Source organism: Pontibacter sp. MBLB2868 (assembly GCF_051904785.1).
Taxonomy (GTDB): Bacteria; Bacteroidota; Bacteroidia; order Cytophagales; family Hymenobacteraceae; genus Pontibacter.
The window spans coordinates 2,370,339-2,396,036 of the sequence record NZ_CP196710.1 but is presented as its reverse complement, the minus strand read 5'-3'; the positions used below and the strand labels follow the sequence as shown (position 1 = coordinate 2,396,036).

20 protein-coding genes are annotated in these 25,698 nt (G+C 45.8%); 8 read left to right on the top strand and 12 right to left on the bottom strand.

The genetic code is table 11. From position 1 onward, the window contains the following. Window positions 1-3: 3 nt before the first annotated feature. Window positions 4-852, bottom strand: coding sequence for an SDR family oxidoreductase (locus ACSX1A_RS10185; RefSeq protein WP_439883524.1), 849 nt, complete (start codon window positions 850-852; stop codon window positions 4-6). A gap of 143 nt (window positions 853-995) precedes the next feature. Here ACSX1A_RS10185 and ACSX1A_RS10180 point away from each other — a divergent pair, with 143 nt between their 5' ends. Then, window positions 996-1,841, top strand: a complete 846-nt coding sequence (locus ACSX1A_RS10180; RefSeq protein ID WP_439883523.1) for a hydroxymethylglutaryl-CoA lyase — start codon at window positions 996-998, stop codon at window positions 1,839-1,841. 2 nt (window positions 1,842-1,843) lie between these two features. Next, on the top strand, window positions 1,844-2,584 hold the full coding sequence (locus ACSX1A_RS10175; RefSeq protein ID WP_439883522.1) for a (Fe-S)-binding protein: 741 nt from the start codon (window positions 1,844-1,846) through the stop codon (window positions 2,582-2,584). A 502-nt stretch (window positions 2,585-3,086) separates the two neighbouring features. On the opposite strand, the gene ACSX1A_RS10170 is transcribed toward ACSX1A_RS10175, so the two are convergent. Together ACSX1A_RS10170 and ACSX1A_RS10165 are read right to left on the bottom strand one after the other, a co-directional pair. After that, window positions 3,087-3,410 carry a 2Fe-2S iron-sulfur cluster-binding protein gene (locus ACSX1A_RS10170; RefSeq protein ID WP_439883521.1) on the bottom strand — a complete coding sequence of 108 codons (324 nt, stop codon included), beginning with the start codon at window positions 3,408-3,410 and terminating at the stop codon, window positions 3,087-3,089. A 2-nt stretch (window positions 3,411-3,412) separates the two neighbouring features. Beyond that, window positions 3,413-4,423, bottom strand: coding sequence for an NAD(P)/FAD-dependent oxidoreductase (locus tag ACSX1A_RS10165; RefSeq protein ID WP_439883520.1), 1,011 nt, complete (start codon window positions 4,421-4,423; stop codon window positions 3,413-3,415). Between the two features lie 639 nt (window positions 4,424-5,062). On the opposite strand from ACSX1A_RS10165, the gene ACSX1A_RS10160 reads away from it, so the two are divergent. Next, on the top strand, window positions 5,063-5,605 hold the full coding sequence (locus tag ACSX1A_RS10160) for a hypothetical protein (RefSeq protein WP_439883519.1): 543 nt from the start codon (window positions 5,063-5,065) through the stop codon (window positions 5,603-5,605). Window positions 5,606-5,749: 144 nt separating this feature from the next. Further along, window positions 5,750-6,532 (top strand): hypothetical protein, encoded by a 783-nt coding sequence (locus ACSX1A_RS10155; RefSeq protein WP_439883518.1) that lies wholly within the window; start codon window positions 5,750-5,752, stop codon window positions 6,530-6,532. An 88-nt stretch (window positions 6,533-6,620) separates the two neighbouring features. Here ACSX1A_RS10155 and ACSX1A_RS10150 read toward each other — a convergent pair whose 3' ends face one another. Beyond that, complete coding sequence (locus tag ACSX1A_RS10150; protein ID WP_439883517.1) at window positions 6,621-6,965, bottom strand: STAS domain-containing protein; 345 nt, start codon at window positions 6,963-6,965, stop codon at window positions 6,621-6,623. Window positions 6,966-6,975: 10 nt separating this feature from the next. Next, the gene (locus ACSX1A_RS10145; protein ID WP_439883516.1) at window positions 6,976-7,329 is read right to left on the bottom strand and encodes an STAS domain-containing protein; all 354 of its coding nucleotides are present in this window, start codon (window positions 7,327-7,329) and stop codon (window positions 6,976-6,978) included. Between the two features lie 456 nt (window positions 7,330-7,785). Here ACSX1A_RS10145 and ACSX1A_RS10140 point away from each other — a divergent pair, with 456 nt between their 5' ends. Further along, complete coding sequence (locus ACSX1A_RS10140) at window positions 7,786-8,445, top strand: response regulator (RefSeq protein ID WP_439883515.1); 660 nt, start codon at window positions 7,786-7,788, stop codon at window positions 8,443-8,445. A 61-nt stretch (window positions 8,446-8,506) separates the two neighbouring features. Here the strand turns inward: ACSX1A_RS10140 and ACSX1A_RS10135 are convergent, their stop codons facing one another. Further along, the gene (locus ACSX1A_RS10135) at window positions 8,507-9,067 is read right to left on the bottom strand and encodes a fasciclin domain-containing protein (protein WP_439883514.1); all 561 of its coding nucleotides are present in this window, start codon (window positions 9,065-9,067) and stop codon (window positions 8,507-8,509) included. A gap of 148 nt (window positions 9,068-9,215) precedes the next feature. Here ACSX1A_RS10135 and ACSX1A_RS10130 point away from each other — a divergent pair, with 148 nt between their 5' ends. Next, entirely contained in the window at window positions 9,216-10,082 is an 867-nt protein-coding gene (locus tag ACSX1A_RS10130; RefSeq protein ID WP_439883513.1) for a pirin family protein, read from the top strand. Window positions 10,083-10,145: 63 nt separating this feature from the next. On the opposite strand, the gene ACSX1A_RS10125 is transcribed toward ACSX1A_RS10130, so the two are convergent. The 3 genes from ACSX1A_RS10125 to ACSX1A_RS10115 form a co-directional block, all read right to left on the bottom strand. Beyond that, window positions 10,146-11,558 (bottom strand): MBL fold metallo-hydrolase, encoded by a 1,413-nt coding sequence (locus tag ACSX1A_RS10125; RefSeq protein ID WP_439883512.1) that lies wholly within the window; start codon window positions 11,556-11,558, stop codon window positions 10,146-10,148. A 95-nt stretch (window positions 11,559-11,653) separates the two neighbouring features. Next, the gene (locus tag ACSX1A_RS10120) at window positions 11,654-12,913 is read right to left on the bottom strand and encodes a DUF819 family protein (RefSeq protein ID WP_439883511.1); all 1,260 of its coding nucleotides are present in this window, start codon (window positions 12,911-12,913) and stop codon (window positions 11,654-11,656) included. 259 nt (window positions 12,914-13,172) lie between these two features. Beyond that, on the bottom strand, window positions 13,173-15,104 hold the full coding sequence (locus ACSX1A_RS10115; protein ID WP_439883549.1) for a M13 family metallopeptidase: 1,932 nt from the start codon (window positions 15,102-15,104) through the stop codon (window positions 13,173-13,175). Between the two features lie 427 nt (window positions 15,105-15,531). Here ACSX1A_RS10115 and ACSX1A_RS10110 point away from each other — a divergent pair, with 427 nt between their 5' ends. Continuing rightward, window positions 15,532-18,516, top strand: a complete 2,985-nt coding sequence (locus ACSX1A_RS10110; protein ID WP_439883548.1) for a glycoside hydrolase family 3 N-terminal domain-containing protein — start codon at window positions 15,532-15,534, stop codon at window positions 18,514-18,516. 62 nt (window positions 18,517-18,578) lie between these two features. On the opposite strand, the gene ACSX1A_RS10105 is transcribed toward ACSX1A_RS10110, so the two are convergent. The 3 genes from ACSX1A_RS10105 to ACSX1A_RS10095 all read right to left on the bottom strand — a co-directional run bounded on the left by ACSX1A_RS10105 (window position 18,579) and on the right by ACSX1A_RS10095 (window position 23,910). Further along, a complete protein-coding gene (locus ACSX1A_RS10105; RefSeq protein WP_439883510.1) occupies window positions 18,579-21,050 on the bottom strand; it encodes a penicillin-binding protein 1A in 2,472 nt (823 codons plus the stop codon). Between the two features lie 222 nt (window positions 21,051-21,272). Next, window positions 21,273-23,135: a DNA/RNA non-specific endonuclease gene (locus tag ACSX1A_RS10100; protein WP_439883509.1), complete on the bottom strand. Its 1,863-nt coding sequence runs from the start codon at window positions 23,133-23,135 to the stop codon at window positions 21,273-21,275. Between the two features lie 262 nt (window positions 23,136-23,397). Beyond that, on the bottom strand, window positions 23,398-23,910 hold the full coding sequence (locus ACSX1A_RS10095; RefSeq protein WP_439883508.1) for a hypothetical protein: 513 nt from the start codon (window positions 23,908-23,910) through the stop codon (window positions 23,398-23,400). A gap of 396 nt (window positions 23,911-24,306) precedes the next feature. Between ACSX1A_RS10095 and ACSX1A_RS10090 the strand changes: the two genes are divergently transcribed. Continuing rightward, window positions 24,307-25,692: an NAD(P)/FAD-dependent oxidoreductase gene (locus tag ACSX1A_RS10090; RefSeq protein ID WP_439883507.1), complete on the top strand. Its 1,386-nt coding sequence runs from the start codon at window positions 24,307-24,309 to the stop codon at window positions 25,690-25,692. The last annotated feature ends 6 nt before the right edge of the window (window positions 25,693-25,698 follow it).

Genomic DNA, 25,698 nt, shown 5'->3' with positions numbered 1-25,698 from the left:
GTTTTATGTTTTTGGTATGGATGTAGGTACAGCATCTGCAGCCGGTCTGCCTGCAAAATGTTCCATTGAAGTATAGATCTTAAACAGGCGGCCGATCAAAAAATCGAAAACACGGGTTGGAAGAATTCCGCGCAATATCGGCAGCAAATAAACGATGGATGGTTTCCGCAGCAGTATCTTATTTTTCTCCACTGCATCCAGCACGGCTGCTGCCATTTTCTCTGGCTTTAGTAGTGGAGTTAACAATGGTGCTTTAACTCCGCCAAACATTCCTGTGTCGATGTAACTGGGGGTAACCGTTGTTACGTGTATAGCAGGATAGTACTCCTCCAATTCAAGGCGCAGGCTTTCTGACCAGCCGATAACAGCCCACTTACTGGATGCATAAACACTCATGCGCGGGTTTGGCAGTAAACCGGCAGCAGAGGCTATATTTACAATATGGCCTGACCCACGGGATAGCATGTCCGGTAAAAAAGCTTTGGCAACATACATTACACCTAACGCATTTATATTCATCGTTCTTTGTATATCTAAATAAGAATGCTCCCAAAATGTTTTCCCGACTACCACTCCAGCATTATTAATGATAATATCTGGAGCACCAGTTGTGCCCAGAATATGTGCTGCAGCCTGCTGTACCTGTTCAGGATCAGCCACATCAACCTGGTAAGTGGAAACGGTATACTTTTCTTTGGTCAGGGCATCTGCAACCTCCTGCAGCATTTCAGAGTTAATATCCCAGATAATTAGGCGACTGGCACCACGGTTAAGGCACATTTGCCCCATTAGCTTACCTATGCCTGAAGCACCACCTGTAATAAGGATCGTATTATTTCGGATATAAGTCATATGTAATCTTGATTACCTGTTATTAAGATAGTAATAATTATCCAGCTATGAAACTGGGTAATTCTTTTTGAATGGGTGCAACGGTAAATTTGTATATTTGACTGATAGCCTTTGAGCAGGTTTTTGACAGAAGAAATACTCCTATGAAAATAATTGAATGTCCTCGTGATGCCATGCAAGGCATTAAAGAGTTCATACCAACAGAAAAGAAGATCGCCTATATTAACTCGTTACTAAAAGTAGGCTTTGACACCATAGATTTTGGTAGTTTCGTTTCTCCTAAAGCCATACCCCAGATGAGTGATACAGCCGAAGTGCTGGCTAATCTTGATCTGAAAGAAACCACTTCTAAACTATTGGCTATTATCGCCAATGTACGTGGCGCTGAAGATGCCGCGCAGCATAATCAGATCGAGTACCTTGGCTTTCCGCTATCGGTATCCGAAACGTTTCAGCAGCGCAATACCAATAAAAGCATTGCCGAGGCGATGGAGCAACTGGCCCAGATTCAGGACATTTGCCACAAACATGGTAAAACTTTGGTTACCTATATCTCGATGGGATTCGGAAACCCGTATAACGATCCTTGGGATGCAGAAACAGTGATTCGGTTTGTAGAAGATTTGCACAAGTTGGAGGTAAAGATCATTTCGTTGTCGGACACTATCGGTGTTTCTAACCCTGATAACATTACTTATCTGTTTGAGCATCTGATACCAGTTTTTAAAGGTATAGAGTTCGGTGCTCACCTGCACACTACGCCAACAACATGGCTAGAAAAAGTTGATGCTGCGTATAAAGCCGGATGCAGAAGGTTTGATGGCGCAATGCGGGGCTATGGTGGCTGCCCAATGGCAAAGGATGAGTTAGTTGGCAATATGGCCACTGAAAATTTAGTCAGCTACTTCGAAAATATTGGTTTAAATTTGAATCTTAACAAAACAGCTTTTGATAGAGCGATGGCAGCGTCAAGCGCTGTATTTTCCTGATTATGGCAAGTAGAATAGTTGTAGATATTTTTATTCCATGTTTTGTGGACCAACTCTTTCCCGAGACTGGCATGAACATGGTGAAGGTGCTGGAGAAGATCGGATGCGAGGTAAATTATAATCCCAACCAGACCTGCTGCGGTCAGCCGGCTTTTAATGCCGGTTTCTTTAACGAGGCCCGCGAGGTTGCTACCAAGTTTCTCGATGATTTCTCCAATGAAACTTCAAATTACATTGTGGCTCCTTCTGCCTCCTGCGTGGGCATGGTTAGGAATGCGTACCAAGATATCTTTGTAAAGTCATCGAACCTGGTAAAATACCGCTCCATGCAAAAAAAGGTGTATGAATTCACGGAGTTTCTGACGGACGTTATGGGGATCACTGATATTGCGGATGCAGCACTGGATGGCAAGTATACATACCACGACTCCTGTAGTGCGCTCCGGGAATGTGGTATCAAAGCAGGCCCAAGAGCTTTATTGGGAGGCGTGAAAGGGCTGGAACTGGTGGAGATGGAAGATAATGAAACCTGCTGCGGCTTTGGAGGTACATTCGCTGTAAAGTTTGAAGCGATCTCGACGGCCATGGCAGAACAAAAAGTTGAAAATGCTATAGCCACAGGCGCTGACTATATTGTGTCTACAGATAGTAGCTGCCTCATGCACCTGGAGGCCTATATTCAAAAACAGAATAAACCAATCAGAACCATGCATATCGCAGATGTGCTGGCTAGTGGCTGGTAAATTCTATACTTCATCAAAGAAAAGGGTACGGAGAATTATTTTTCCGTACCCTTTTCTTTGTTGAAGTATACCAGCGGTTTTAGCAATGAAATAAATCCTGAAACCTGAATAGGAAAGCTAAGGCTGCTCCCTGTAGTCAGGAAATTACATTTTCTTTCAAGCAGTACTACCTGCTCTTGTATTTATACGTAGGTTTTAGATTTAAATACTTTATTTTGGCATTTAACACTTAAAAATTGTAAATATTACAACACAAGGCTGAAGTGCGGCGTAATTAAATTACAAACGGTAGTAGTAGATAACAAAGGCAACTTTATTACTTTCAGTTGGTTGAGCTAAAAAGGTTGCCGGTCTTTGTAATGCGTTAGCGCTTACAGAGAACTATCGGACAAAAATAGTGGTAAAAAGGTTCTTTTTGGGTGCTGAGAGCCGTTTTACCACTTTTTTGTGCCCTTTTGCTGTTAAAGTACTTGCCTTATCATACTACCACTTCCTTCTAAAGTCAGGCTTCAGGCATTATTCTGACAACCAGCCCGTCCAGGTCAGGGTGAACCTTTAACTGGCAGGAGAGGCGGCTGGCATCAGTTGCATGAGGTAACGATTCCAGCATATAAGCTTCATCATCGCTCATTTCGGGAAGATCATTACTTTGCAGTACCTCAACATGGCATGTGGCGCAGATTGCCATTCCGCCGCATACAGCCTGCACATCAAATTCATTTGCTTTCAGGACTTCCATTACCGATAGCCCCATGTCAGTGGGAGCCTCTAAGGCAATGCGTTCTCCGTCCTGCTGCTCTACATAAATGGTGATCGTATCTTTCATGTTTAAAGTTCTTGTATTCCGTTAACGGTAGTATACTTTAGAACAAACTTCTTGTCCGGGTATATAATATTATAGGCGCTTTGTGCCATCAGTGCAGCCTCATGGAAACCGCAAAGAATGAGTTTAAGCTTACCCGGGTAGGTATTTATATCGCCTATAGCATACACTCCCGGTATGTTGGTCGAATAATCCTTTGTATCAACTTCTATAGCATTTTTTACCAGTTCAAGGCCCCAGTTCTCCAGTGGTCCCAACTTAGGAACGAGGCCAAACAGCGGGATAAAGTAATCCGCCTCCACTTCATAAGGCGTTTCATTGTTGATCATTATTGTTACCCGTTCCAGACCACTTTCGCCATGTACCTCAGTTACATTAGACTTTAATATTAACTTTATTTGTCCTTCCTCTGCCATACTGGTAACCTTTGCCGCTGACTCCGGAGCCCCTCTAAAGGAAGTACCTCTGTGCACTAGGGTCAACTCCTTACAGATACCGGCAAGGTATATAGCCCAGTCAAGGGCGGAGTCGCCGCCGCCAGCCAATACAACACGCTTGTCTTTGAACTCTTCCGGGTCCCGGACCATATAAGTTACACCTCTGTTCTCATACTTATCAAGGTGTTCAATAGCCGGCTTTCGTGGTTCGAAAGACCCAAGTCCACCGGCGATTACCACTGCCTTGCAGCCAATTTTGGTGCCAGCCACAGTCGTTACTATAAATGAGCCATCTTCCTGTTTATCGAGGTGCTCCACCCGTTCTCCAAGTGTAAAAGTCGGATGGAAAGGTTCAATTTGCTTCTGCAGATTTTGTACCAGGTCACCAGCTAGTATTTCAGGAAAACCTGGAATATCGTAGATGGGTTTTTTTGGGTATATTTCAGTTAACTGCCCTCCTACAACTGGCAAGGCATCTACCACATGGCAGTGCATTTTAAGTAAACCTGCTTCAAAAACTGCAAACAGACCAACCGGGCCTGCTCCTACAATACATATATCTGTTGTTATATCACTCATGTTATATTCTGCATTTTAGTGCCTGTTTTACATTATAAATGTAAGGTCTACATCTAAGGCAACATAGCTATTTCAAGGATATTTTACGTTTCGTTTTATTCAAAATGCTTAACCTGTCAGCCGTTGAATTGTTATCCGTGTAGTCAGTTCGCACCACCTACAATTACCTTCAGTAAAATTTCCGCTATAAAAATTTCAACCAGGTACATACGACTTTCTATTTTATGAGAGATCACTACACTCTTTTTTTATCGAGGTGCGGATTAGAGACAGGTAACCGGGATGGTGCAGGAATGGCGTTTAGTAGGGGCAAATATATTTTGCTTAAAGTATAAACTTGGTAATCAGTGAAATTCTGGCTCTTTACTAAAGTCGGGGAAATTTGCTAATCCAGCGGGTTAAGTGCCATACGATGGCTTTTGTGAGCTTGTATAGTTCCAGATGTATGTCAGAACCCCGGTAAACTAATCCAATATTTGTACGGCCACAATCAAAAAAGCTGCGTTTAAAATAATGACGCCCCTACTTCTGGCAAATTTTGACAGACACTTTTTATCTACAGGTTAAGAAACTAAAACCGCGTAGTAGAAGTTGCGTTTAAAGTCCAAGTAATTGTTAATTTTATAATAGTGTAAAGCCATGAACAGAAATTATCAGCAGGAGCATTATGGATATGACTCGTTTGATCAAATGTATAACGACGAGTCGGAGGAGAGCAGGCAACGGAAAGAGTACAGAGATTTGTACGATCCGTTTAAAAGTAACTGGAATAAAGCATTAGGTAATGCGGGTCACAGAGTTTCAGCTGATCATGTTTATGGCAGCAGGAGCAGAGGCTATACTGTATCACTTGATAAAGAAAGTTCCGGTACTTCTACGTATGGTAATAGAATGCATGGTAAACAGCGATATCAAAAAGATGTGGGTAACAAAAGCTATGGATACTCCCCATACGGAGATGAGGGCTTTGCAAACAGGCCGGCGCAGGGAAATCCAATTTCAAAAAACAGGTTTAACGAGCAAAAAGGTACTGGTTACAGTTACGAAAGCAGCCATCAGGCAGGAGCATACCACTCTGGTTCTCAGCAGGTGCGAAGTACATCCAATGCATCCAAAGCTGGTAACGAATCTGGTCAGAATACTTATGGCTACTATACTACCGGATATGGACCTCGGGATTAAAAGACGAGCTGTTGATATTTCAGGCGATACCAAATAAACAAGAAGAGGCCCGGAGTAATCCGGGCCTCTTCTTGTTTAAGGGATAAACAGATAGCTGGTAAATGCGTTAGAAAAGTATAGGGTGTTTAATAAAATAGCAGGACAATGAATAGCGATAATAGACACAGATATTACAGGAATAGTGAAGGCGATAGCAGAAGCGCCTCTGGAAACTACAATCGTGGTAACGCCAATTGGCATGAGCAGGATGATCGTAACAGTGATAGGTTTAGAAGCTACAGAGATCATGATTACGAGATGGAGCAGGATTACTATGACAACGTTCAGGGAGAGCGCCACAACCTGGATGATATAAGACAGGGGTATGGATACTCCAGTTTTGGAGGCTCCTCTGACCGCTATGATGAAGGTAGGAGAATGGAGCGGGAGCGCAATGCCCAAAGGCAGCAGGGTTATGGTTCAGACAGGATGGGGGGCTATAGCGGTAGCCGATTCGGAGGAGCAAACTATAGCTCACATGGTAGCTTTGGCGGTTCACCAGATTATGGAGCCATGAGCGGCGGCGGCGGAAATGCAGATGACTATGTATCTTCTTCAGGTTATGGGGGCGGATACGGCAGCCAATCCGTTCACTCGCACAGAGGAGTTCCGGACTACAGCAGCCGCAAAGAGTATGGCTACTCACAGGGTAGTTCCGGCTATGGCCTGGGTAGCTCTTACGGAGGCAAAAACTATGGTGGTGGTGTTGGCTATTCCGGTGGCAGTAGGGGAGGCTCCTTTGGCCGTGAAACCTATGGTAGTGCTTCGGGTAACTATAGCGGCTTCGACTCCATGGCTGGCAACTCCTATAACAGAAGCATTGATGATGACGGGTATATGCCTGAAGCAAGAGGTTTTAACAGTAGAAACTACAGAAACCGTTATTGATCCGGTAGGCCCTTTAACAGATAAGTGTAGATTCCAGACCTGGTGTTATGTTCGCGGTCCTCAAACAAGCAGGTTCGGAAAGGTAACGCTAGATAAACAGACGTTTGTTGTAAGCTGACTCTATAGTAGGGTATACAGGTAGGGTAGCATCAAGCTGTACGCGCTGGAAAAGCTGCATGATGGTATGGTTCAGGTGTAGCAGCAATAAACTCTTTCGTTGCTCCTGTAACCAATGCTGCAAAAGTGTAAGAAATTCCAGGCCAATAGGGCATATCTCGTCTAACTGCTTACAGTCAACCCAAATTTCCGTTGCTCCGGCCTGTAACCCTTGCCGGACAGCGGTAACTATGGCATTCGCATTAGTGGAATCCAGAGTGCCTCGAAGATAAATATGATATATCTCGCCCTCCAGAACGCAGTTTGTGATCATCATGCTAATAAAGTTAGGTAGTGCTTTTTACGAGCCGTATCGCCTCTTCTTCAGTGTCTGTTGTATTGATCAGTTTCTCCAGCCCCAGTATGCCAAAAACATTCTTGATCCTGGGCTGAAGACAGCAAAAAGCCAGTCCTATTTTTTTGTGGTTACATGCGTGTAAAGTAGCCAGCATAACCCCCAGGCCTGCAGACGAAATATACTGTAGTTGCTGGCAATTAAGTATCAGCCCATGGCAATCATCCGAAATTGCACTTTGTAAGGCATCATCAGCAGCAACAGCCGTGTTGGCGTCTAATTCACCTGTCAGCCTTACGATGCTAACCCCATCTACTTGTTCAATATCAGCCTTAAATCTTTTCATCTATTGGTATTTCCCTCAAAATTGAAGCAGGTAGCAGTGGTTAGTTAACCGTATCAAACACGTAGTAAACGTACAATTTTGCGTTAATAATTCAAAACAACTAAAACAAGAGAGGTAACGAAGAACAGGAAAAGGGTAAAATAGTTTTATTGGATATTTTGTACTTTTTAAAAAAGCAATTTAAAGACTGTATGCCGGTATTCTGACCAAAGATACATTTGTTCAGGCAAAATAAAAGGAAAATTTGTACGGAATTATTACTGTTATAAATACGTATTTTTATAGAATATCCCCTTTTTGTTTGGATTTAAATTGTACAAAAAAATTAAAAAGGCAATCTTTAAAATAATATTGAAATTGAGTGTAAAACGTCCAATTTCAAAATAAACCCAGATACCATTATTTCCTGCCTTTTTTAGTGTATTGGCAGGTAACCTAAGCTGTAAAACAAATAGAATGATTAAAGTTATACTCACCGATGACCACAAAATCGTTCGTGATGGAATTAAAGCTCTTCTGAAAGAAGAAAAAAACATTACTATCGTTGGTGAAGCAGCAAGTGGTGAAGATCTACTGAATCTGCTTGCCACCACAGACACAGATGTAGTTGTCTTTGACCTGAACATGCCAGGTACTGACTCTATAAGTATAATTAAACACCTGAAACAGCATTACCCGTCGCTAAAGGTATTAATACTTTCTATGCTGACGAACGAACGGTTTGTACATGATAGCCTGGAAGCAGGTGCAACAGGATATCTTCTTAAGAGCTCCGGTAAAGAAGAGTTGATTACTGCAATTAAGCTGGTATCCACTGGCAACCATTATATCTGCTCCCACCTTACGTTGGAAATGCTTCGAAAGAAGTCAACGAGTTTGGATGCTGAAGAAGTGATAGCAGGCTATAACGATAAGGAGAAGAAGCTTCTGACGAAAAGAGAACTGGAAATTCTGCAGCTTATATCAGAGGGGCTGACAAATGCTGATATCGCAGAAAAACTCTTTACAAGTAAGCGTACTGTAGAAACACACCGGCAGAAGCTGCTCGAGAAAACACAGACCAATAACACAGCGACCCTGATAAAATACGCACTGCAGAAGGGTATAATCTCTTAGTGACAGGCATAAAAAAAGCGCTTCTCAAAAAGAAGCGCTTTTTACAGAACACATGTGGTTGTTACTTAGGTAGCATCACTTTATCCAGCACATGGATTACTCCATTTGATTGGTAAACATCATATACAGCGATATTAGCTGTATTTCCTTTCTCGTCTTCCAGCACTACATTTTTAGGCCCGTTCATGGAGGCTGTTAATGTGCCGCCGCTAACCGTTTTTAAAGTAGCCTTCCCGTTGCCTTGTTTAATGCGTTTCATCAAGTCAGCTGCATCTACTTTGCCCGCTACCACATGGTAAGTAAGCACTGTAGCCAGTGTTTTTTTGTTTTCAGGCTTTAAAAGTGTTTCTACGGTGCCGGCAGGCAAGTTTTCAAAAGCATCATCTGTAGGAGCGAAAACAGTGAAAGGGCCTTTCCCTTTTAGCGTCTCTACCAGGCCAGCAGCCTTAACTGCAGCCACTAATGTTTTATGGTCTTTTGAGTTGACAGCATTGTCAATTATGTCCTTTGTAGGATACATAACTTCACCTCCCACTTTTAAAGTGTTCTGAGCTTTTACAAGTTGTGGGCTTAGCACAATAGTACCGGCAATGAGCGCAAGGGTAAAAATTGATTTTTTCATTTTGCTTTATTTTATGTTTGCCTCACTTACGCTACATCTTGTACTACCGGATTTAGACCAACGTAAAATAATATAGAAGGAAGGAGAGGAATCCTAAACCAGAAAATGCGTGCACAGGTAAAGTACAAGGACAGAAGAAATACAAAAAATGGAAAACAGAACAGTTGAACGCATGTTATATGCGGAGGTAGTAGATATGGGTGGAATGCCAGTGCGGCAGCCCTTCCCAACACAAAAAGTAGAGCAAATTGACCCTTTTTTGCTGTTACATCATCATGCTGCTAAAATTCCTGAAAGGGCAGTACCGCATCGCTCAGGCGTTGGGCCACACCCACACAGAGGCTTTTCGCCGGTAACATTTGTTTACAAAGGCGGAGTACACCACCGCGACTCCCGTGGCAACGACAGCGTTGTGTACGAGGGCGGAACACAGTGGATGAAGGCGGGGATGGGAATTGTGCACAGCGAAAGACCACCGGCTGACATTCAGGATCGTGGTGGAGAGCAGGAGATCATTCAGCTTTGGGTAAACCTGCCAAAATCGCATAAGATGAACCAACCGGAATATATACCCTTACAGGCAGAAGACACCCCTGTGTTGGAAATGGAGGGTGGGAAGGTGAAAATAAAGGTTGTGACCGGAGATTTTGGCGACACAGCAGGTCCAATCAAAACACCTACTCCTATTCTGGCACTGCGCGTCGAGATGCAGGAAGGGTCTACATACAGTTTTCCTATTCCAAAAGACTTTAATTCCTTTATTTACCTTTTAGATGGACGGATAAAGTATGACGGATTCGGGGAAGTAGACGGGCATCACCTGCTTGTGCTTAACAACGATGGTGAAGGTTGCACAATAACGGCTAAGAAAGACACCAGATTGTTGATAATGGCAGGAAGACCATTAAATGAGCCTGTTGTATCGCATGGGCCTTTTGTAATGAATACCCAAACAGAGATAATGCAGGCAATGCGGGACTACCAGATGGGTAAAATGGGCATCCTGGTGGAGTAAGGGGCTTGTTATAACTGCAGAGCAGACAAGATCTATACTTGCCAGCTCTGCAATAATAACAGATTATTTAAGCGTACTTGGGCAAACAAAGCTTGTTCGGGGGAGATCTGTCTCTGATATAGCTTTGTAGCCACCCTGTACATCAACTAGTTTGTCGAAACCGCGTGCCTTAAGTATGGATGCTGCGATCATGGAGCGGTAACCACCGGCGCAGTGAATATACATGGTCTCCTCTTTCGGTAATTCCGGCAGGTGTTGGTTCAGAAAGTCCAGCGGTTTATTTGAGGCACTTTCAAGATGTTCAGCCTGGAACTCACCTGGCTTTCTCACATCTATAATTTGTATGCTGTTGTCTTGTTCAAAACGAGCGGCCAGTTCCTGAGCAGGTATTGATTCGATGCTATCCACCTCTTTTCCTGTAGCCTTCCAGGCGCCTAAACCACCCTTCAAATAACCTAAGGTATGGTCAAAGCCCACACGTGCCAACCGTGTAACTACTTCTTCCTCACGTCCCTCATCTGCTATAAACAGGATAGGTTGCGTTATATCCGGTATCAAAGCACCAGCCCAGGGAGCAAAACCGCCGTCAATACCAATAAAAATGGAGTTCGGGATAAAGCCTTTTGCAAAATCCTGCGCCTTGCGCGTATCCAGTACCAAAGCGCCTGTTTCATTGGCAGCCGCCTCAAAAGCCTCCGGAGATAAAGCTTGCAAGCCTTGATTAAGTACAGCGTCAAAACTATTATAGCCCTCTTTGTTTAACTGTACATTAAAAGGGAAATAGTTGGGAGGGGGGAGCAGGCCATCCGTTACTTCACTGATAAACTCCTCTTTTGACATGTCAGAACGAAGTGCATAATTCGTCTGTTTCTGATTGCCTAAGGTATCCCAGGTTTCCTTGCTCATATTTTTGCCGCAGGCAGACCCAGCGCCATGTGCCGGATAAACAACTACATCATCAGCCAAGGGCATAATTTTGTTGCGTAGGGAATCGTATAGGTGGCCGGCAAGTTGCTCTTTTGTCAGGTCTGATTTCGCCGCCAGGTCCGGACGCCCTACGTCGCCGATAAACAACGTATCACCCGTGAAAATTGCAACGTCTTTTCCGTTCTCATCTTTCAGCAGGTAGGTAGTAGATTCCATCGTATGGCCGGGCGTATGCAGCACTTTTATGGTTATCCTACCTACTGATAGTTCTTCTCCATCCTGCGCAATGTAAGCTTCAAAAGATGGAGCAGCATTTGGGCCAAAAACGATCTTAGCACCTGTGGCGTTGGCAAGGTCAATATGTCCGGAAACAAAATCAGCATGGAAGTGTGTCTCCAGTACGTATTTTATCTGTGCTTTATTCTCTTCGGCTTTTTTTAAGTATGGTTTGATTTCGCGAAGCGGATCGATAATAGCTACTTCACCGTTGCTTTCGATGTAGTAGGCGCCTTGTGCCAGGCAGCCTGTATAGATCTGTTCTATTTTCATAATTCTGTTCTGATGATTACTGAGCTAATTTCTGATGTTATTAAATGAAATGCAGTGACAAATATCACTCTCATACACTATAAAATGAAAAAAGCCTACGGAGCCACCATTTGCATCATAATACCAGAGAGGTAGGCAGCATAAGTGCCCAGGGCATAGCCCAGAATAGATAACAATACGCCCACAGGTGCGAGAGCCGGATGGAAAGCCGCTGCTACGATTGGCGCTGAAGCTGCTCCTCCTACGTTTGCCTGGCTTCCGACGGCCAGGAAGAAGAATGGAGCCTTCACTAGTTTGCCAACAATCAGCAGCAACAGCATGTGCACCATGATCCAGATAATACCCACTAGAAATAAGCCTGGTTGGCTAACAATAGCAGTAATATCCATTTGCATACCTATTGTAGCCACCAAGATGTATAAAAACAGGCTGCCAATCCGGCTGGCGCCTACACCCTCCAGGTCACGTGCTTTGGTAAAGGATAAAATTACACCCAACGTTGTTGCTATAACCACAATCCAGAAAAAGCCGGATGTAAGGCTGAATTTATCCAGGTATGGGGCGTGAATCTCCAGCCAGGGGGCAATGATGTCTGCTGAGAAGTGGGCAATACCGGTAATTCCTAAACCAACCCCTGCAATCATTGCCGTATCTGATAAATTAGGGATGCGCATGATACTTAGCCTGTGCTTTTCGATCTTGTCCTTGAGCTCGTTAACGGCTGAACTGTCTGCTTTAAAGAACCTGTCTATCCGATCACTGATACCTGCTCCGTAAAGCAGAATCGCCATCCAGATATTCGCCACAATCACGTCAACTGCAATAACAGCCGAGAAAAGGTTAGGGTCGGGTTTAAACACTTCGAACATGGCAAGCTGGTTAGCACCACCACCGATCCAGCTGCCGGCAATGGTTGACAAACCGCGCCAGACAGCCATAGGACCTGTTCCACCTACAATGTCAGGGGCGAATGAAGATACGATCAGGATGGCTAGTGGTCCTCCGAACATAATGCCGACAGTACCTGTCAGGAACATGAGGCCAGCTTTGTGCCGGAGTTTCCAAATTTCTTTCAGGTCCAGACTGATCGTAAACAGTACCAAACTGGCAGGTAACAAGTATCGGGATGCCATGTGATATAAACCTGATTCCTCACCGGAGATGATATGAAATGAATTCAGTAAACTGGGAATCAAGTAACACAGTAGTATCGATGGTACCACAGAGTAGAACTTTTTGAAAATAGGCCGGTTACTGGCTGATGTTTTGAAAACCAGTGCCAGAATGATGACCAGTATACCAAGAACAACTGCATCGTTGGTGATAAGAGGTGCCTGCGAAGTGACTTGCTCCATGAAAGGGGCTTAATTTGGGTGAATTTATAAGTTAAATGCGCCAGAAACGGAGTTGATTCCACTGTTTTATGTGCCCCGGATTTCTACAGCAGCACGAACTAAGCGAAAAATTATAGCAAAATCAACATATTTAAGGGGCAAGTGTAGCCGATCATAAGTGAAGAGTGTGAAGTAGGAAACAAAAAAAGGAGGGGCCTGATGTTTCCATCAAGCCCCTCCTTTAATAAGTTGCACTGATTACATCAGTACTTGAATATACTTACCAGAGTCTGATTCTATCCTCTGGTTTCTTGTAAAGTTTATCACCAGGTTTCACATTAAACGCCTCATACCAGGCATCCATGTTTACTGGTGCTCCAACAGTACGGTACTGGCCCGGAGAGTGCGGATCTGTTAGGATCAACTGTGCCGCAGTTTCAGGCAGAATGTTCGTACGCCATACTTGTGCCCAAGCCAGGAAGAAACGCTGATCCGGCGTAAAGCCATCGATCTTTTCGTTTGATTGTCCCTGCTTCGTCATCTTGAAAGCTTCGTAAGCGGCGCTCAAACCACCTAAGTCACCGATGTTCTCACCAAGTGTCAGCTTTCCGTTTACATGAATCGTATCCAGCACGGTATAAGCATCGTACTGTGCGGAAAGGGCAGCAGCTTTTTCCTTAAATTTAGCCTGATCTTCTGCTGTCCACCAGTTACGTAAAGATCCATCTTTATCATACTGGCTACCAGAATCGTCGAAACCGTGAGAGATCTCGTGGCCGATCACAGCTCCAATACCACCGTAATTCACCGCATCATCCGCATTCGGGTCGAAGAACGGGAACTGCAGGATACCTGCCGGGAACACGATCTCGTTCATTACCGGGCTATAATATGCGTTAACAGTTGGAGGTGTCATGCCCCACTTAGTTCTGTCGACTGGCTTACCCAGCTGGTCAACCATGTCGTTATAAGCCCACTGGCCTGAGTTACGCACGTTCTGGAAGAAAGTCTTGCGGTTGATAGCCAGGCCATCGTAGTTTTTCCAGTTATCAGGATAACCAACTTTAGGTCTGAAAGCGTGTAGCTTAGCAAGTGCCTTTTCCTTTGTCACATCGCTCATCCATTCCAGGTTGTTTATACGGATCTCGTATGCCTTGATCAGGTTAGCGATCATATCGTTCATTCTGGCTTTAGCCTCTGGCTTGAAGTGCTTCTGCACGTACAGCTGGCCCAGCAACTCACCGATCGTGCCGTCAGTTAAAGACGACATGCGCTGCCAGCGAGGAGTTTGTACTTTCTGGCCTGACAGCACTTGTGAGAAGGCGAAGTTTGCATCCACGAAATCAGTACTCAGGTATGGCGCGGCAGACTTCAGCACGTTCCACTGCAGGTAAGTGTTCCAGTTTGCGGTTGGCTCACTTGTTAACAGACCGTTTAGTTCTGTGAAGAACTTAGGGTTGTTAACCAGGATGGTGTCCTCACCTGTAACTTTCATCTTCGCCATCAGCGATTTCCAGTCCATGTTCGGAGTGGTCTTGCTGAAATCGGCTACTGCAAACTTGTTATATGTTTTGTATGGGTCACGCATTTCCACACGTGCCATTTGCGCAGCTGCCAGTTTCTTCTCCATGTTAAAAATGGTTTCTGCGTTCTTTTTCGCAGCAGCCTCAGAAGTACCTGTCAGCGTGAAAAGCTTTGTAATGTACTCTTTGTAAGCAGCCTGTATTTTCTGGCTTCTGGCATCATCCTTCAGGTAGTAATCACGGTCAGGAAGGGTTGTGCCACCCTGGCTCAGCTGCGGGATCATGGTGTTAGGGTCCTTGCGGTCCTGGCCTACATAGAAGCCGAACATTGGTGAAGCCGCGCCCGATGTTCTCAGGTAAGCTACTTCGTTCAGCAGTCCTTTTACATCCTTTACTTTGCGTACTCTTTTCAGGTCGCCTTTGATAGGGCTATAACCTAATTTATCAATTGCGGCACTGTCCATACCAGCCGCATAAAAATCGCCTACGCGCTTTTCGATAGAGCCTTCCTTTGCGTTTTTGTTGCTGGCAGCCTCGTTCAGAATTGTTTTTACAGCGTTGATGTTAAAGTCACGGAGCTCATTAAAGCTACCCCAGCGGGTTTCTTTTGCCGGCACCGGGTTATTCTTTAACCATACACCATTGGCATAAGTATAGAAATCATTACCTGGTGTTACGCTAAGGTCCATGTTAGCCTTATCAATAAAAGGCTTCGTTTTAGGAGCATCAGGGTTGTACTGGGCAGATGCCTCAGCAGCAAACAAGGAAGCAGCACCAAACAGCAGAATCGTTAAACGGTTTTTCCAGTTTGGGATGCTTTTTGTTGATTGTAGTTTAGTCATTGGTTTTAAAGTGTTAGCTAGCTTAATTTAGGTTAGTGTTAGTTGAGCTATGCAAACAGTTGCAAAAACTCAGCCATAAATGTAATATTTTCTGCGGAATGAAAAAGGAAATTCTCAGGTAGTATCATACTTTGAACATGATTTCAGGCAGGTATTTGTATTTCCTGAATGATTTCCAGAATAACTATAACTTGTACAAAACCATTATATTCTAATATCAGTTTCAATTTTGAAAAATCCTCACGTAAAATTCTTCACCCTTTGTTTTCTGCTGATGCTTGGCTTCTTACAAGTGCAGGCTCAGAAGAAAAAAGTGGTTCAGGGAAAAGCCGCTGCTACCAAAACGAATGCAAAAGCCGAAGCACCGGCCATTACTCCGGGCTTTCTGAACGACCTGCACTCCCCGTGGGTAGATTCTGTTTTTAACACCCTGACGCCGGAAGAGCGCATCGCGCAGCTGATCATGATCCCGGTGTACTCCAACAAGGACCAGGCCCACATCGACTCGATCAGCAACATCATTAACACCTATAAAGTGGGTGGCCTGATCTTCTTCCAGGGAGGCCCTGTAAGGCAGGCGAAGATGACCAACCGCTACCAGCAGGAAAGCAAGGTGCCGCTCATGGTAAGTATAGATGCGGAGTGGGGGCTTGCCATGCGACTGGACAGTACCATTAAGTTTCCGTACCAGATGGCACTTGGGGGAATCGAGAACCTACGCCTGATCTACGAAATGGGTAAAGAGATCGCCTGGCAGTGTAAGCGATTGGGGGTGCACGTAAACTTTGCCCCGGTGGTGGATATCAACAACAATGCCAACAACCCGGTGATCGGCTTCCGCTCTTTTGGAGAAGACAAATATAACGTGACCAGAAAAGCACTGGCTTACATGCACGGGATGCAGGATGAGCACGTGCTGGCCAATGCCAAGCACTTCCCGGGCCACGGGGATACCGACGTAGACTCGCATGTGGGGCTGCCTGTGATCAACTTTTCTAAGATCCGACTTGACTCAGTAGAGCTCTACCCGTTCCGTGAGCTGATGGAAAGTGGCCTGAGTAGTTTAATGGTGGCGCACATGAACATCCCGGTGCTGGACAATACCCCGAATCTTGCCTCCACATTATCCCGCCCTATCGTGAGTGACCTACTTAAAAAAGAGCTTAACTTTAAAGGACTGGTGTTTACCGATGCCCTGAACATGCAGGGAGTGGCCAAATTCTATCCGCCGGGCATCGTGGATGTGAAGGCGTTGCTGGCCGGAAACGATGTGCTGCTGAATACCATGGATGTAAAAACCACCATTGCTGAAGTGAAGAAAGCGATTGCCAATGGCGAGATCACACAGGAAGAGGTGGATGCGCGCTGCCGCAAAGTACTGGCCGCCAAACAGTGGGTGGGGCTGGATAATTGGGAGCCAATCGAGACGGAGCACCTGATCGAGGACCTCAACAACCCGCAGGCCCAGTACCTGAACCGGGAACTGGTAGAGGCCTCTCTTACGCTGTTGCGAAATAAGAATAACATCCTGCCAATACGGAGCCTTGATACACTGAAAGTAGCTGCTCTTGCCATTGGCACTAACAAAGAAACGGATTTCCAGCGCGGACTTGCCCGCTATACTAAGGTAGATACCTTCTTCCTGTCACCAAACAGTTCTCTTTCCGAGTTACTGGAGCTGAAGCGAAAGCTGCAGGCTTATAACCTGGTCATTGCTGGCGTGCACAGATTAAACCTGAAAGCGGGAAGTAGTAATTTCGGTGTAACCGCCGAGATGAACCTGTTCCTCAAGGACCTGATCCGTTCCAAGCCAACTATTGTGGGTGTGTTCGGGAATGTGTACAGCCTGGCTGAGTTTGAGGATCTAAAGAATGCCGATGCCGTGCTAGCCGCTTACCAGGAAACCGCCCTGACGCAGGATGTCGCCTCGCAGATGATTTTTGGTGGAGTAGGAGCTAAGGGCAAGCTGCCAGTTACCGTGAGCAATGCCTTTCAGATAAATGATGGTTTGGCAACAAATGGCGGATTACGCTTTGCTTATACTTCACCGGAGGCTGTTGGCTTAAGAACGCAGGATCTGGTAGGGATCGACTCGCTGGTAGCGCAGGCCATTGCAGAAAAAGCCACACCCGGCGCACAGGTTTTGGTAGCTAAAGACGGCAAGGTGATCTACCAGAAAGCCTTCGGCTACCACACCTATGATAACCAGACCCCGGTGCAAAATACTGACCTTTACGATTTAGCCTCTGTGACCAAGATCAGCACTTCGCTGGCAGCTTTTATGAAGCTGGAGAGTGAGGGGCAATTTGATGTGGACAAGTCATTGGGCTACTACCTGCCCATGCTGCAGGGTACTAACAAGGCAGATTTAAAGTATAGAGATATCCTGACGCACCAGGCCAGGCTGCAGGCCTGGATTCCTTTCTGGAAAGAGACGGTGAAAAAGAACGGCAAGTTCAAGTGGCGTACTTTCAAAGATAAGCCTTCGAAGCGATTCCCGATCAAGGTAGCCGATAACCTGTACATCCACCGGAAATATGCCTGCAAAATTTATAAGAGCATTGCCCTTTCGCCGCTCAACGAAAAGCCGGGCTACGTGTACAGCGACCTCTCCTTTATACTTGCTCCGTTGGTGGTGCAGAACATTACAGGAGAAGATTTTGAGACCTATTTGAAGGAGAACTTTTACGAGCCGATTGGCGCTTCTACACTCACGTTTAACCCTTACCAGCACTACCCACTCTCCCGTATCGTGCCAACGGAGTACGAGCCACATTTCCGTAAGCAACTGCTGCACGGCACGGTGCACGACGAGGGGGCGGCCATGCTGGGTGGCATCAGCGGACACGCTGGTTTGTTTGGTACGGCCAACGATCTGGCCAAGCTGATGCAGCTTTATTTAAATGACGGCACCTACGCCGGCAGAACTTACATCGGAGACCACACGGTGAGTGCGTTCAGCAAGTGTCAGTTCTGCGACCAGGGTAACTACCGTGCCCTGGGCTTTGACAGGCCCGCCAAGCCGGGGGCGCAGAACTCGAATGCAGCGCCAAGCGCCCCGGCAGAGAGTTTCGGACACTCAGGCTTCACGGGCACCTATACCTGGATAGACCCGGTGAACAACCTGGTCTACGTATTCCTGTCTAACCGCGTGAACCCGACAAGGGAGAACCCGAAACTGAGCAAACTAAATACCCGCACCAATGTGCTGGAGGTGGTATACCAAGCCATGAAGAAAGAGAAAGTTGCTTTAAAATAGTGAGTCAGGCAGCAACAGAAAGCCCACTGTATCTATTACAGTGGGCTTTCTGTTGCTATGTATTAAAATCTGTTCCTGTTTTTATTTCGCTTTCGTTCTTTTCTACGTTGCTTCCATTTGGCTTTCCAGTCTTCATAGCTTTGGCCAACTTTTTCTGTAACCCTATCCAACACGCGCTCTAAAAAGTTCTCCTGAGGAGGCTCAGCCCGGTACGAAGGGCAGTTAAGTATATCCTGTAAGTGAGGTGGCAGTGGATCGAAGCGTGCATAATAATATCCCTTATAAACCGGGTCGATGGCGACTTTGCGGTTAAACTCGCCCCAGATTGGTAAGGCAGTATGTGCACCCTGCCCCAGTGCCAGCGTACGGAAACGCACCTCCGGACTTTCTCCACCTACCCATACACCGGTTACCAGTTTTGGTGTGATGCCGATAAACCATCCATCAGCATGGTCCTGTGTAGTTCCGGTCTTACCGGCAATGTCCATTTTCAGGCCAAACTGAGAACGCAGCTTAACTGCACTGCCCTCTTCTACTACGCCCTGCATCAGTTGCAGCATAATAGCAGCTGTCTCCTCTGACAATACTCTTTTTGAGTTTGCTCCATCATGGTGCTCCCGCAGCACCTTTCCGTTCCGGTCTGTGATTTTGGTGATATAAACCGGATTTACCCGATATCCACGGTTTGCGAATGTAGCGTATGCGGTAACCATTTCCTGTAAAGAGAGGTCGGCAGTTCCCAATGCCAGCGAAGGAACTGCTGGCAGATCTGAGTTTATACCCAGGCGATGCGCCATGTCTACGGTTCTGTCGACTCCTGTTTTCATGATAAGCTGGGCAGAAACCGTGTTTACAGAATGTGCCAAAGCACCTCGCATCGTATATTCCCCACCATACTGCTCATCAGCATTTCGTGGCGACCAGTCATCATACTCGGGATAAGAAACGCGCTCGTTCGGAAAGTAGTCGCATGGCTTCATGCCTTTTTCAAGGGCTGCGGCATAAACTATGGGTTTGAAAGTAGAACCCACCTGGCGTTTGGCCTTCACGTGATCATACTTAAACACAGTATGATTAATGCCGCCAACCCAGGCACGTACAAAACCAGAATGAGGCTCTACCGCAAACAAACCTGTATTCAGGAAGCGCTGATAGTAAGCAACGGAATCAAGCGGGCTCATCGTCTTTTTATCAGTGCCGTTCCAGCCATATACCTGCATGGGCACAGGCTTTCTGAAAGTCTCATTGATCTCAGCCTCTGATAAGCCTGCCTCCTGCATTTTTTTATAACGGTCAGAACGATGCATCGCCACCTGAATTACGTCAGAATTACGTCCCCAGGGAGAGCGTCCGCGCCAATGGGCATCAAACTGTTTTTGCAACAGTGCCATGCGCTTTCGCACAGCGGCTTCGGCATGCCGCTGCATGCCAGCGTCAATGGTCGTATAGATCTTCAGGCCATCCGTGTACAGGTTGTAAGGCTGCCCGTTCTTCTTTTCCTGGCTAGCTGCCCATTGTACCAGCTCCTGCCGCAGATGCTCTCTGAAGTATGGCGCCAGTCCGTCGTTATGCGTGGTGTAGTTATACTTTAGCTTGAGTGGTAATTTTTTTAAAGAATCTGCCTGGGCGGTGGTCAGGTAGTTATACTTTGCCATCTGGCTCAGTACCACATTGCGCCTTTGAACGGACCGCTCCAGGTTAAGGCGTGGGTTATAGGTTGTGGTAGCTTTCAGCATGCCGATCAGCACAGCAGCTTCTTCTGTTTTCAATGATTCTGCCGAAGTGCTGAAAAAGCGTTGGGCAGAGCGTTCTATGCCATACAGATTACCACCCATCGGTACCGTGTTCAGGTATAGCTCCAGGATCTCATCTTTAGTATAAACAGCTTCTAATTTCTGTGCAATAATTATTTCACGAAGCTTATTGGCAGGCATATCCCAAAACCAGTGATCCTTACGCGGGAAAAGGTTTTTGGCAAGCTGCTGGCTTAAGGTACTTCCCCCTCCGGAGCTTTCATTTTGCATAAGCAGCGATTTTACCAAAACGCGGCCCATGCTGCGTGCATCAACACCACTGTGGTCATAAAAACGGGCATCTTCGGTGGCAACAAGCGCTTTGATAGCAGCCGGTGAGATATTGGCATACTTTACATTGGTGCGATCCTGAATGTAATAACGGCCCAGTAGCACACCATCTGCAGAGTATACTTCTGAGGCGGTATTGTTCTGTATACTTTTTAATTCGCGTCTTGAAGGTATTTCGCCCCAGAACCCCATGTATACGGAGAGGTAAAACACAACAAAAGCCAACAGCCCCACAAGGGCAAGCTTATAAAAACCACGTAACAGGAATTTATAATCAGAACGCTGATGGCTTTCCTGCCAGTGCGTCCATTTCTGACGCCAGTATGTACGGGTTAATTTTGGTCTCTGGCTCTGAAAGAAAGCCGAAAACTCGGCATGCAGAAACCGTATGATAGGTACAAAAATTTTTGTGATGAAGTATTTTATGATCTTTTTCAGCGTACGCCTCATGTTCTGTATGGTACCAGGTTTGCTCTGTTGGCACAATTAAAAGCCACGTTGCATACAAACGAAAAAGTATGGCTTTTGGTGCAACGGCAGTGAAATTAGCAAAAAATGCGCCAAGGCGTTAAAAATAAAGAAAGTGGCATACGGTAATGGCTATAGGGGCAAAAAAAGCACGCTCCTTATGGAGCGTGCCTGCTTTATCTCTGTTAAGTTAAAACTTATTGATTATAACGTATCAACTGATGCCTCTATCACATTTTCAACATTGTCAGCTACTGTGCTCAGTAGATCATACCCTGTTTTTGCTTCGATAGCATCTACTGATGTTCTGAAAATTCTCCAGTCAGAAGATACAGACTGATCATTTGGCATATCAATAGCAATAATGCGGGTACCGGTTGTTACACGGGCTGCATCGTTGTCTCCATCAGGAATGATCACAACCACTTTCCAGGTGTTAGATGGAACTGTTACGTTTCCGTTGGCTATAGTAGTAGCATACCCATTGGAGCCTGTTCCGCCTACACCGTAGCCACCAGATACAATGTAAATCTCGTAGCCACCTGCAAGCAGTGAACGGCAGTAGCTTTCCAGACTTGCCCAGCCCAGGCGGTTATTGTTTGGTGCCTGCGGGATCATGTTTGTCATCAGGAAAGTATTAGAGTTATCCTCTACTGTGAGGGTACGGTCTGCCGATGGGCACATGTGGCCTCTGTCAAATCCGCTTAAAGAATAGTCTGTAGCGCCTACCTGGTACCAGCCGCTAGGTAATATGATGTCGGCGCGGAAGTCATCCTGTCGTGGCGTGCTTCCTAGCCACGATTCATCCAAATGCCAGCTTACCCAGTTGGCTGTGCCTCTGTCGCGGCTATAGGACATCACATACTGATCTTTGCGGAGCAGGTAATTGTTTGGCTGATTCACATCTGTTAAGGCATTTGAAGGATTACCCATGGTCAGGTGTACTGCGCCTATACCAGTATCTCCACCGCCTGTACTACCGCCACCTGTACTACCGCCTCCTGTGCTGCCACCACCTGTATCTACTGTAGTGCCACTGATCATGAAGTCATCAATGTTGATCCTGTTACCACTGCCGCTAAGCTTTACTACACGGAATCTAACAGCTGAAGTATAGCTCACGCTAAAACTTACTGTCGCCAGGTCAATAGAAGCGGAGGTGACTGTGTTGCCAACCGTTGTCCAGCTGGTGCCGCCGTTGGTAGAAGCCTGTAACTCCCAGGTGCTGGAGCCATCGGTGCCATACACGGCATGGCTAATTGAAACTGACTGCGCTCCCTGAACATCATACTCCATTTCAAGCGTACCAAGGTCGCGGATACGTACTGACTTTGTTCCTGTTTTTCTGTCACTATCCAGCGTGCCAACAAGTGCCTCGTTAAGGTACCAGCTGCCTGTTGCCATACTTACAGAACCAGCCGCATAGCTACCTTTCGAGCCAGCTTCGTAATCTTCTATCACATCGCCTGTAGTGCCTGGTGCCGGAGCAGGGTTAGATTCAACAGTAATGTCATCAATGTTTATCCTGTTGCTACCGCCGCTTACTTTACGCACCTCGAAACGCACAGGCCCCTGCACATCCAGCGTAAAGGTTACAGCAGTAAGGTTCGTTTTGCTTGCTATTGTGCGAGGCCCGGCCAATGTCCAGCTGGTGCCGCCGTTAGATGAGTAGTATACTTCAAATTCAGAGTTCTTATCGCGTCCGAACTTGGCGTAACTCAATGAAACAGATTTAGCGCCATCCGGTAAGTCATACTCCATCGATAACTTACCCAGATCACGAATGCGTGCTGACTGAGCTCCGTTTTTGCTATCGGAAGAACTGGTGCCGATCAGGGCCTCATCAAAATTCCATGAACCGTTAGTGAAGTTAACAGATGCAGCGCCATAGCTGGTTTTGGTGCCGGTCTCAAAATCTTCTGTAGAGATGGTGGATGTAACATTCTGTACCTGGTAAGCGGATAAATTTTCTTTTGGTTGAACCGTATCCTGCTCAGGCGCACAGGCAGTAAAACTGACGAAGGCTGTGAAGATAAAGAGCCATCTAAACAAGTAGTTGTGTTTCATTTTTTCGTTTTTAAAGTGAGATAAAGCAAACGAAGTAACACAACCTATCTCAATATTTATATATAGTTAATGATTTATTAACATAAGCTGTAGTTTTTCAGAATTTAAGGGAGAAAGGATTGTGCCTGAAAGGTATAGGGTTTCTATTATATCTTAAAAATGCAGCATTTAAGAACAGGTTTAAGAGTGGTACGGTAATAAAAAAAACACGCTGCAAAGCGTGCTTTCTGAAATATATCCTCAACAGGTTTAGAGTGTAGCTTTAGGCTTCGTCCTCACTGTCTACTAGTGCATCAGCAACTAATCCTGTTGTTAAGGCATAGATGCCATGGAACAGAACATCTTCGCTGATCGCTTTTGGTTCCCATTTGGTAACAGGCTCTGCTACGTCCATAGAAGGGAGCATGGTGAGTTCTGTGCCCCATACCGCACCAAAATGCGTTAGCGTACCGGCAATACCACCAGCACCAAATTCAGCCAGTAAAGCCCGCGGAACTCCCCATAATGTACCGTAGGCAATATGTGTTAAGTTGGTAATAGTTTCTTTATCTTCTTCTGTCTCTGCTTTCACCCCAAATACCTTTTTTACAGCTTTGTAAGGCGTGTCGCTTGACTCTCTGCCTGACAACTGCATTTCGATCACCTGGGCAATTGTCATCACAGCTGTTCCAATCAAACCAGCAACGAGCCCCTTGCCAATTGCCCCCGCTACGCGCGAGGTAGTAGATACTGTTTCCTCTTCGTAATATTCGAAGTCGTGCTTTTTCTTGTTCATCGTTTTACGTTGAATGTTACTATTTTAAGTGTTATACTTTAACATGATGCAATCAGTTTAGCAAGTTGTGAAATGAGAGACTGCAGGTGCACAGATCCAATTATATGGGGCATAACGTAACTTAAAGGAGGGCCACCATGCACAGTGATACTCCACTTTCTGCGGACACATTTTAACAGCTTACCCCGGATTGTTTCTGCCTGTTTGGGCTACTGTACAGGGAGGTCTTCAGTAAAGTTGTAACAAGCAAACTGTTTCTATTGTTAACGGGGTAGGGTTACAGGCGGCACGCTGTAATAAAGAAAAGCAACACATGGTTTTGTGGCTAAACATACATGTGAGCTTTAAATGACTTAACTTCGGCTAGCTTATAACCTGGCGCAACACTCAATATGCATGAAAGATAAAACTGGAACGGATAATTTTTGTATCAAATCCGGTAACCGTCACATTATTATTATTGGAAACGGTATTGCTGGCATAACCTGTGCCAGGCATGTACGCAAGCGAGATAGCAATGCCAGGATCACCATAATATCCGGTGAAACGGAGCATTTTTTTTCCCGCACGGCACTCATGTACATCTACATGGGCCACATGAAGTATGAGCATACAAAACCCTACGAAGACTGGTTCTGGGAGAAGAACCGCCTGCACCTGGTGCATGATTGGGTTACAGGGGTAGATTTTGAACAAAAAAAACTATCGCTTAAAAGCCGGGAGCCGCTGAGCTACGATATATTGGTGCTGGCTTTAGGCTCAAAGTCAAATCAATTCGGATGGCCCGGGCAGGACCTTCAGGGTGTGCAGGGGCTTTACAGCTATCAGGACCTGCAGGTAATGGATACCCACACAAAGAACTGTAACCGTGCCGTGGTGGTTGGAGGCGGTTTGATCGGTATCGAAATGGCCGAGATGCTTCGCAGTCGTAACATACCTGTTACCCTGTTGGTAAGAGAGCAGGAATTCTGGCATAACGTACTGCCTCTGGAGGAAGCAAAGCTTGTGGGCCGCCATATACGTGAGCACGACATTGACCTCAGGCTTGAGGAAGAACTCATCCGTATTCAGGATGACGGAACCGGCGGCGTACAGGCAGTTGTAACAAAAAAGGGTGAGGAAATACCCTGTCAGTTTGTAGGACTTACCGTAGGGGTAAGCCCGAACGTTGACCTGGTGCGGGATACAGGACTGGAGGTGAACAAGGGGATATTAGTAGACGCTTATTTTGCTACCAATATTCCGAATGTGTTTGCTATCGGAGATTGCGCTGAGTTCAGGACACAGCCACTCCAGCGTAAAAGTATAGAACAGGTTTGGTATACAGGGCGCATGCACGGCGAAACACTTGCACATAACCTGACGCATGAGCCAGTGGCATATACGCCCGGCCCGTGGTTTAACTCTGCTAAATTCCTGGATATCGAATACCAGACATACGGCATTGTTCCCAACCACTGGGAGCCACCCCTGACTTCTTTTTATTGGGAACACGAGAGTGGCAAGATAGCTTTCAGGGTGGTGTTTGACAGCACTAGCGGACAAATGCAAGGTGTAAATACATTCGGTATGCGCCTGAGGCACGATTTTTTTGATGAAGCATTGCGTAAGCATTGGACAGTGGAGGAAGTGATGCGAAGTTTGCACCTGGCAGATTTTGACCCTGAATTTTACGATAAGTATCATAAGGAGATTCTGAAGGCATACAACCAGCAGTTTAATGCTGATCTGAAGCCTGTAAAAGCAACAAAAAGGGGGCTGTTTGCTTCACTCCGATTTTAGTAAAAA

Bases quoted from the DNA above. Each gene is read 5' to 3' on its own strand.
- ACSX1A_RS10185 (WP_439883524.1), bottom strand. From the start codon at position 852: ATGACTTATATCCGAAATAATACGATCCTTATTACAGGTGGTGCTTCA.
- ACSX1A_RS10180 (WP_439883523.1), top strand. From the start codon at position 996: ATGAAAATAATTGAATGTCCTCGTGATGCCATGCAAGGCATTAAAGAG.
- ACSX1A_RS10175 (WP_439883522.1), top strand. From the start codon at position 1,844: ATGGCAAGTAGAATAGTTGTAGATATTTTTATTCCATGTTTTGTGGAC.
- ACSX1A_RS10170 (WP_439883521.1), bottom strand. From the start codon at position 3,410: ATGAAAGATACGATCACCATTTATGTAGAGCAGCAGGACGGAGAACGC.
- ACSX1A_RS10165 (WP_439883520.1), bottom strand. From the start codon at position 4,423: ATGAGTGATATAACAACAGATATATGTATTGTAGGAGCAGGCCCGGTT.
- ACSX1A_RS10160 (WP_439883519.1), top strand. From the start codon at position 5,063: ATGAACAGAAATTATCAGCAGGAGCATTATGGATATGACTCGTTTGAT.
- ACSX1A_RS10155 (WP_439883518.1), top strand. From the start codon at position 5,750: ATGAATAGCGATAATAGACACAGATATTACAGGAATAGTGAAGGCGAT.
- ACSX1A_RS10150 (WP_439883517.1), bottom strand. From the start codon at position 6,965: ATGATGATCACAAACTGCGTTCTGGAGGGCGAGATATATCATATTTAT.
- ACSX1A_RS10145 (WP_439883516.1), bottom strand. From the start codon at position 7,329: ATGAAAAGATTTAAGGCTGATATTGAACAAGTAGATGGGGTTAGCATC.
- ACSX1A_RS10140 (WP_439883515.1), top strand. From the start codon at position 7,786: ATGATTAAAGTTATACTCACCGATGACCACAAAATCGTTCGTGATGGA.
- ACSX1A_RS10135 (WP_439883514.1), bottom strand. From the start codon at position 9,067: ATGAAAAAATCAATTTTTACCCTTGCGCTCATTGCCGGTACTATTGTG.
- ACSX1A_RS10130 (WP_439883513.1), top strand. From the start codon at position 9,216: ATGGAAAACAGAACAGTTGAACGCATGTTATATGCGGAGGTAGTAGAT.
- ACSX1A_RS10125 (WP_439883512.1), bottom strand. From the start codon at position 11,558: ATGAAAATAGAACAGATCTATACAGGCTGCCTGGCACAAGGCGCCTAC.
- ACSX1A_RS10120 (WP_439883511.1), bottom strand. From the start codon at position 12,913: ATGGAGCAAGTCACTTCGCAGGCACCTCTTATCACCAACGATGCAGTT.
- ACSX1A_RS10115 (WP_439883549.1), bottom strand. From the start codon at position 15,104: ATGGACCTTAGCGTAACACCAGGTAATGATTTCTATACTTATGCCAAT.
- ACSX1A_RS10110 (WP_439883548.1), top strand. From the start codon at position 15,532: ATGCTTGGCTTCTTACAAGTGCAGGCTCAGAAGAAAAAAGTGGTTCAG.
- ACSX1A_RS10105 (WP_439883510.1), bottom strand. From the start codon at position 21,050: ATGAGGCGTACGCTGAAAAAGATCATAAAATACTTCATCACAAAAATT.
- ACSX1A_RS10100 (WP_439883509.1), bottom strand. From the start codon at position 23,135: ATGAAACACAACTACTTGTTTAGATGGCTCTTTATCTTCACAGCCTTC.
- ACSX1A_RS10095 (WP_439883508.1), bottom strand. From the start codon at position 23,910: ATGAACAAGAAAAAGCACGACTTCGAATATTACGAAGAGGAAACAGTA.
- ACSX1A_RS10090 (WP_439883507.1), top strand. From the start codon at position 24,307: ATGAAAGATAAAACTGGAACGGATAATTTTTGTATCAAATCCGGTAAC.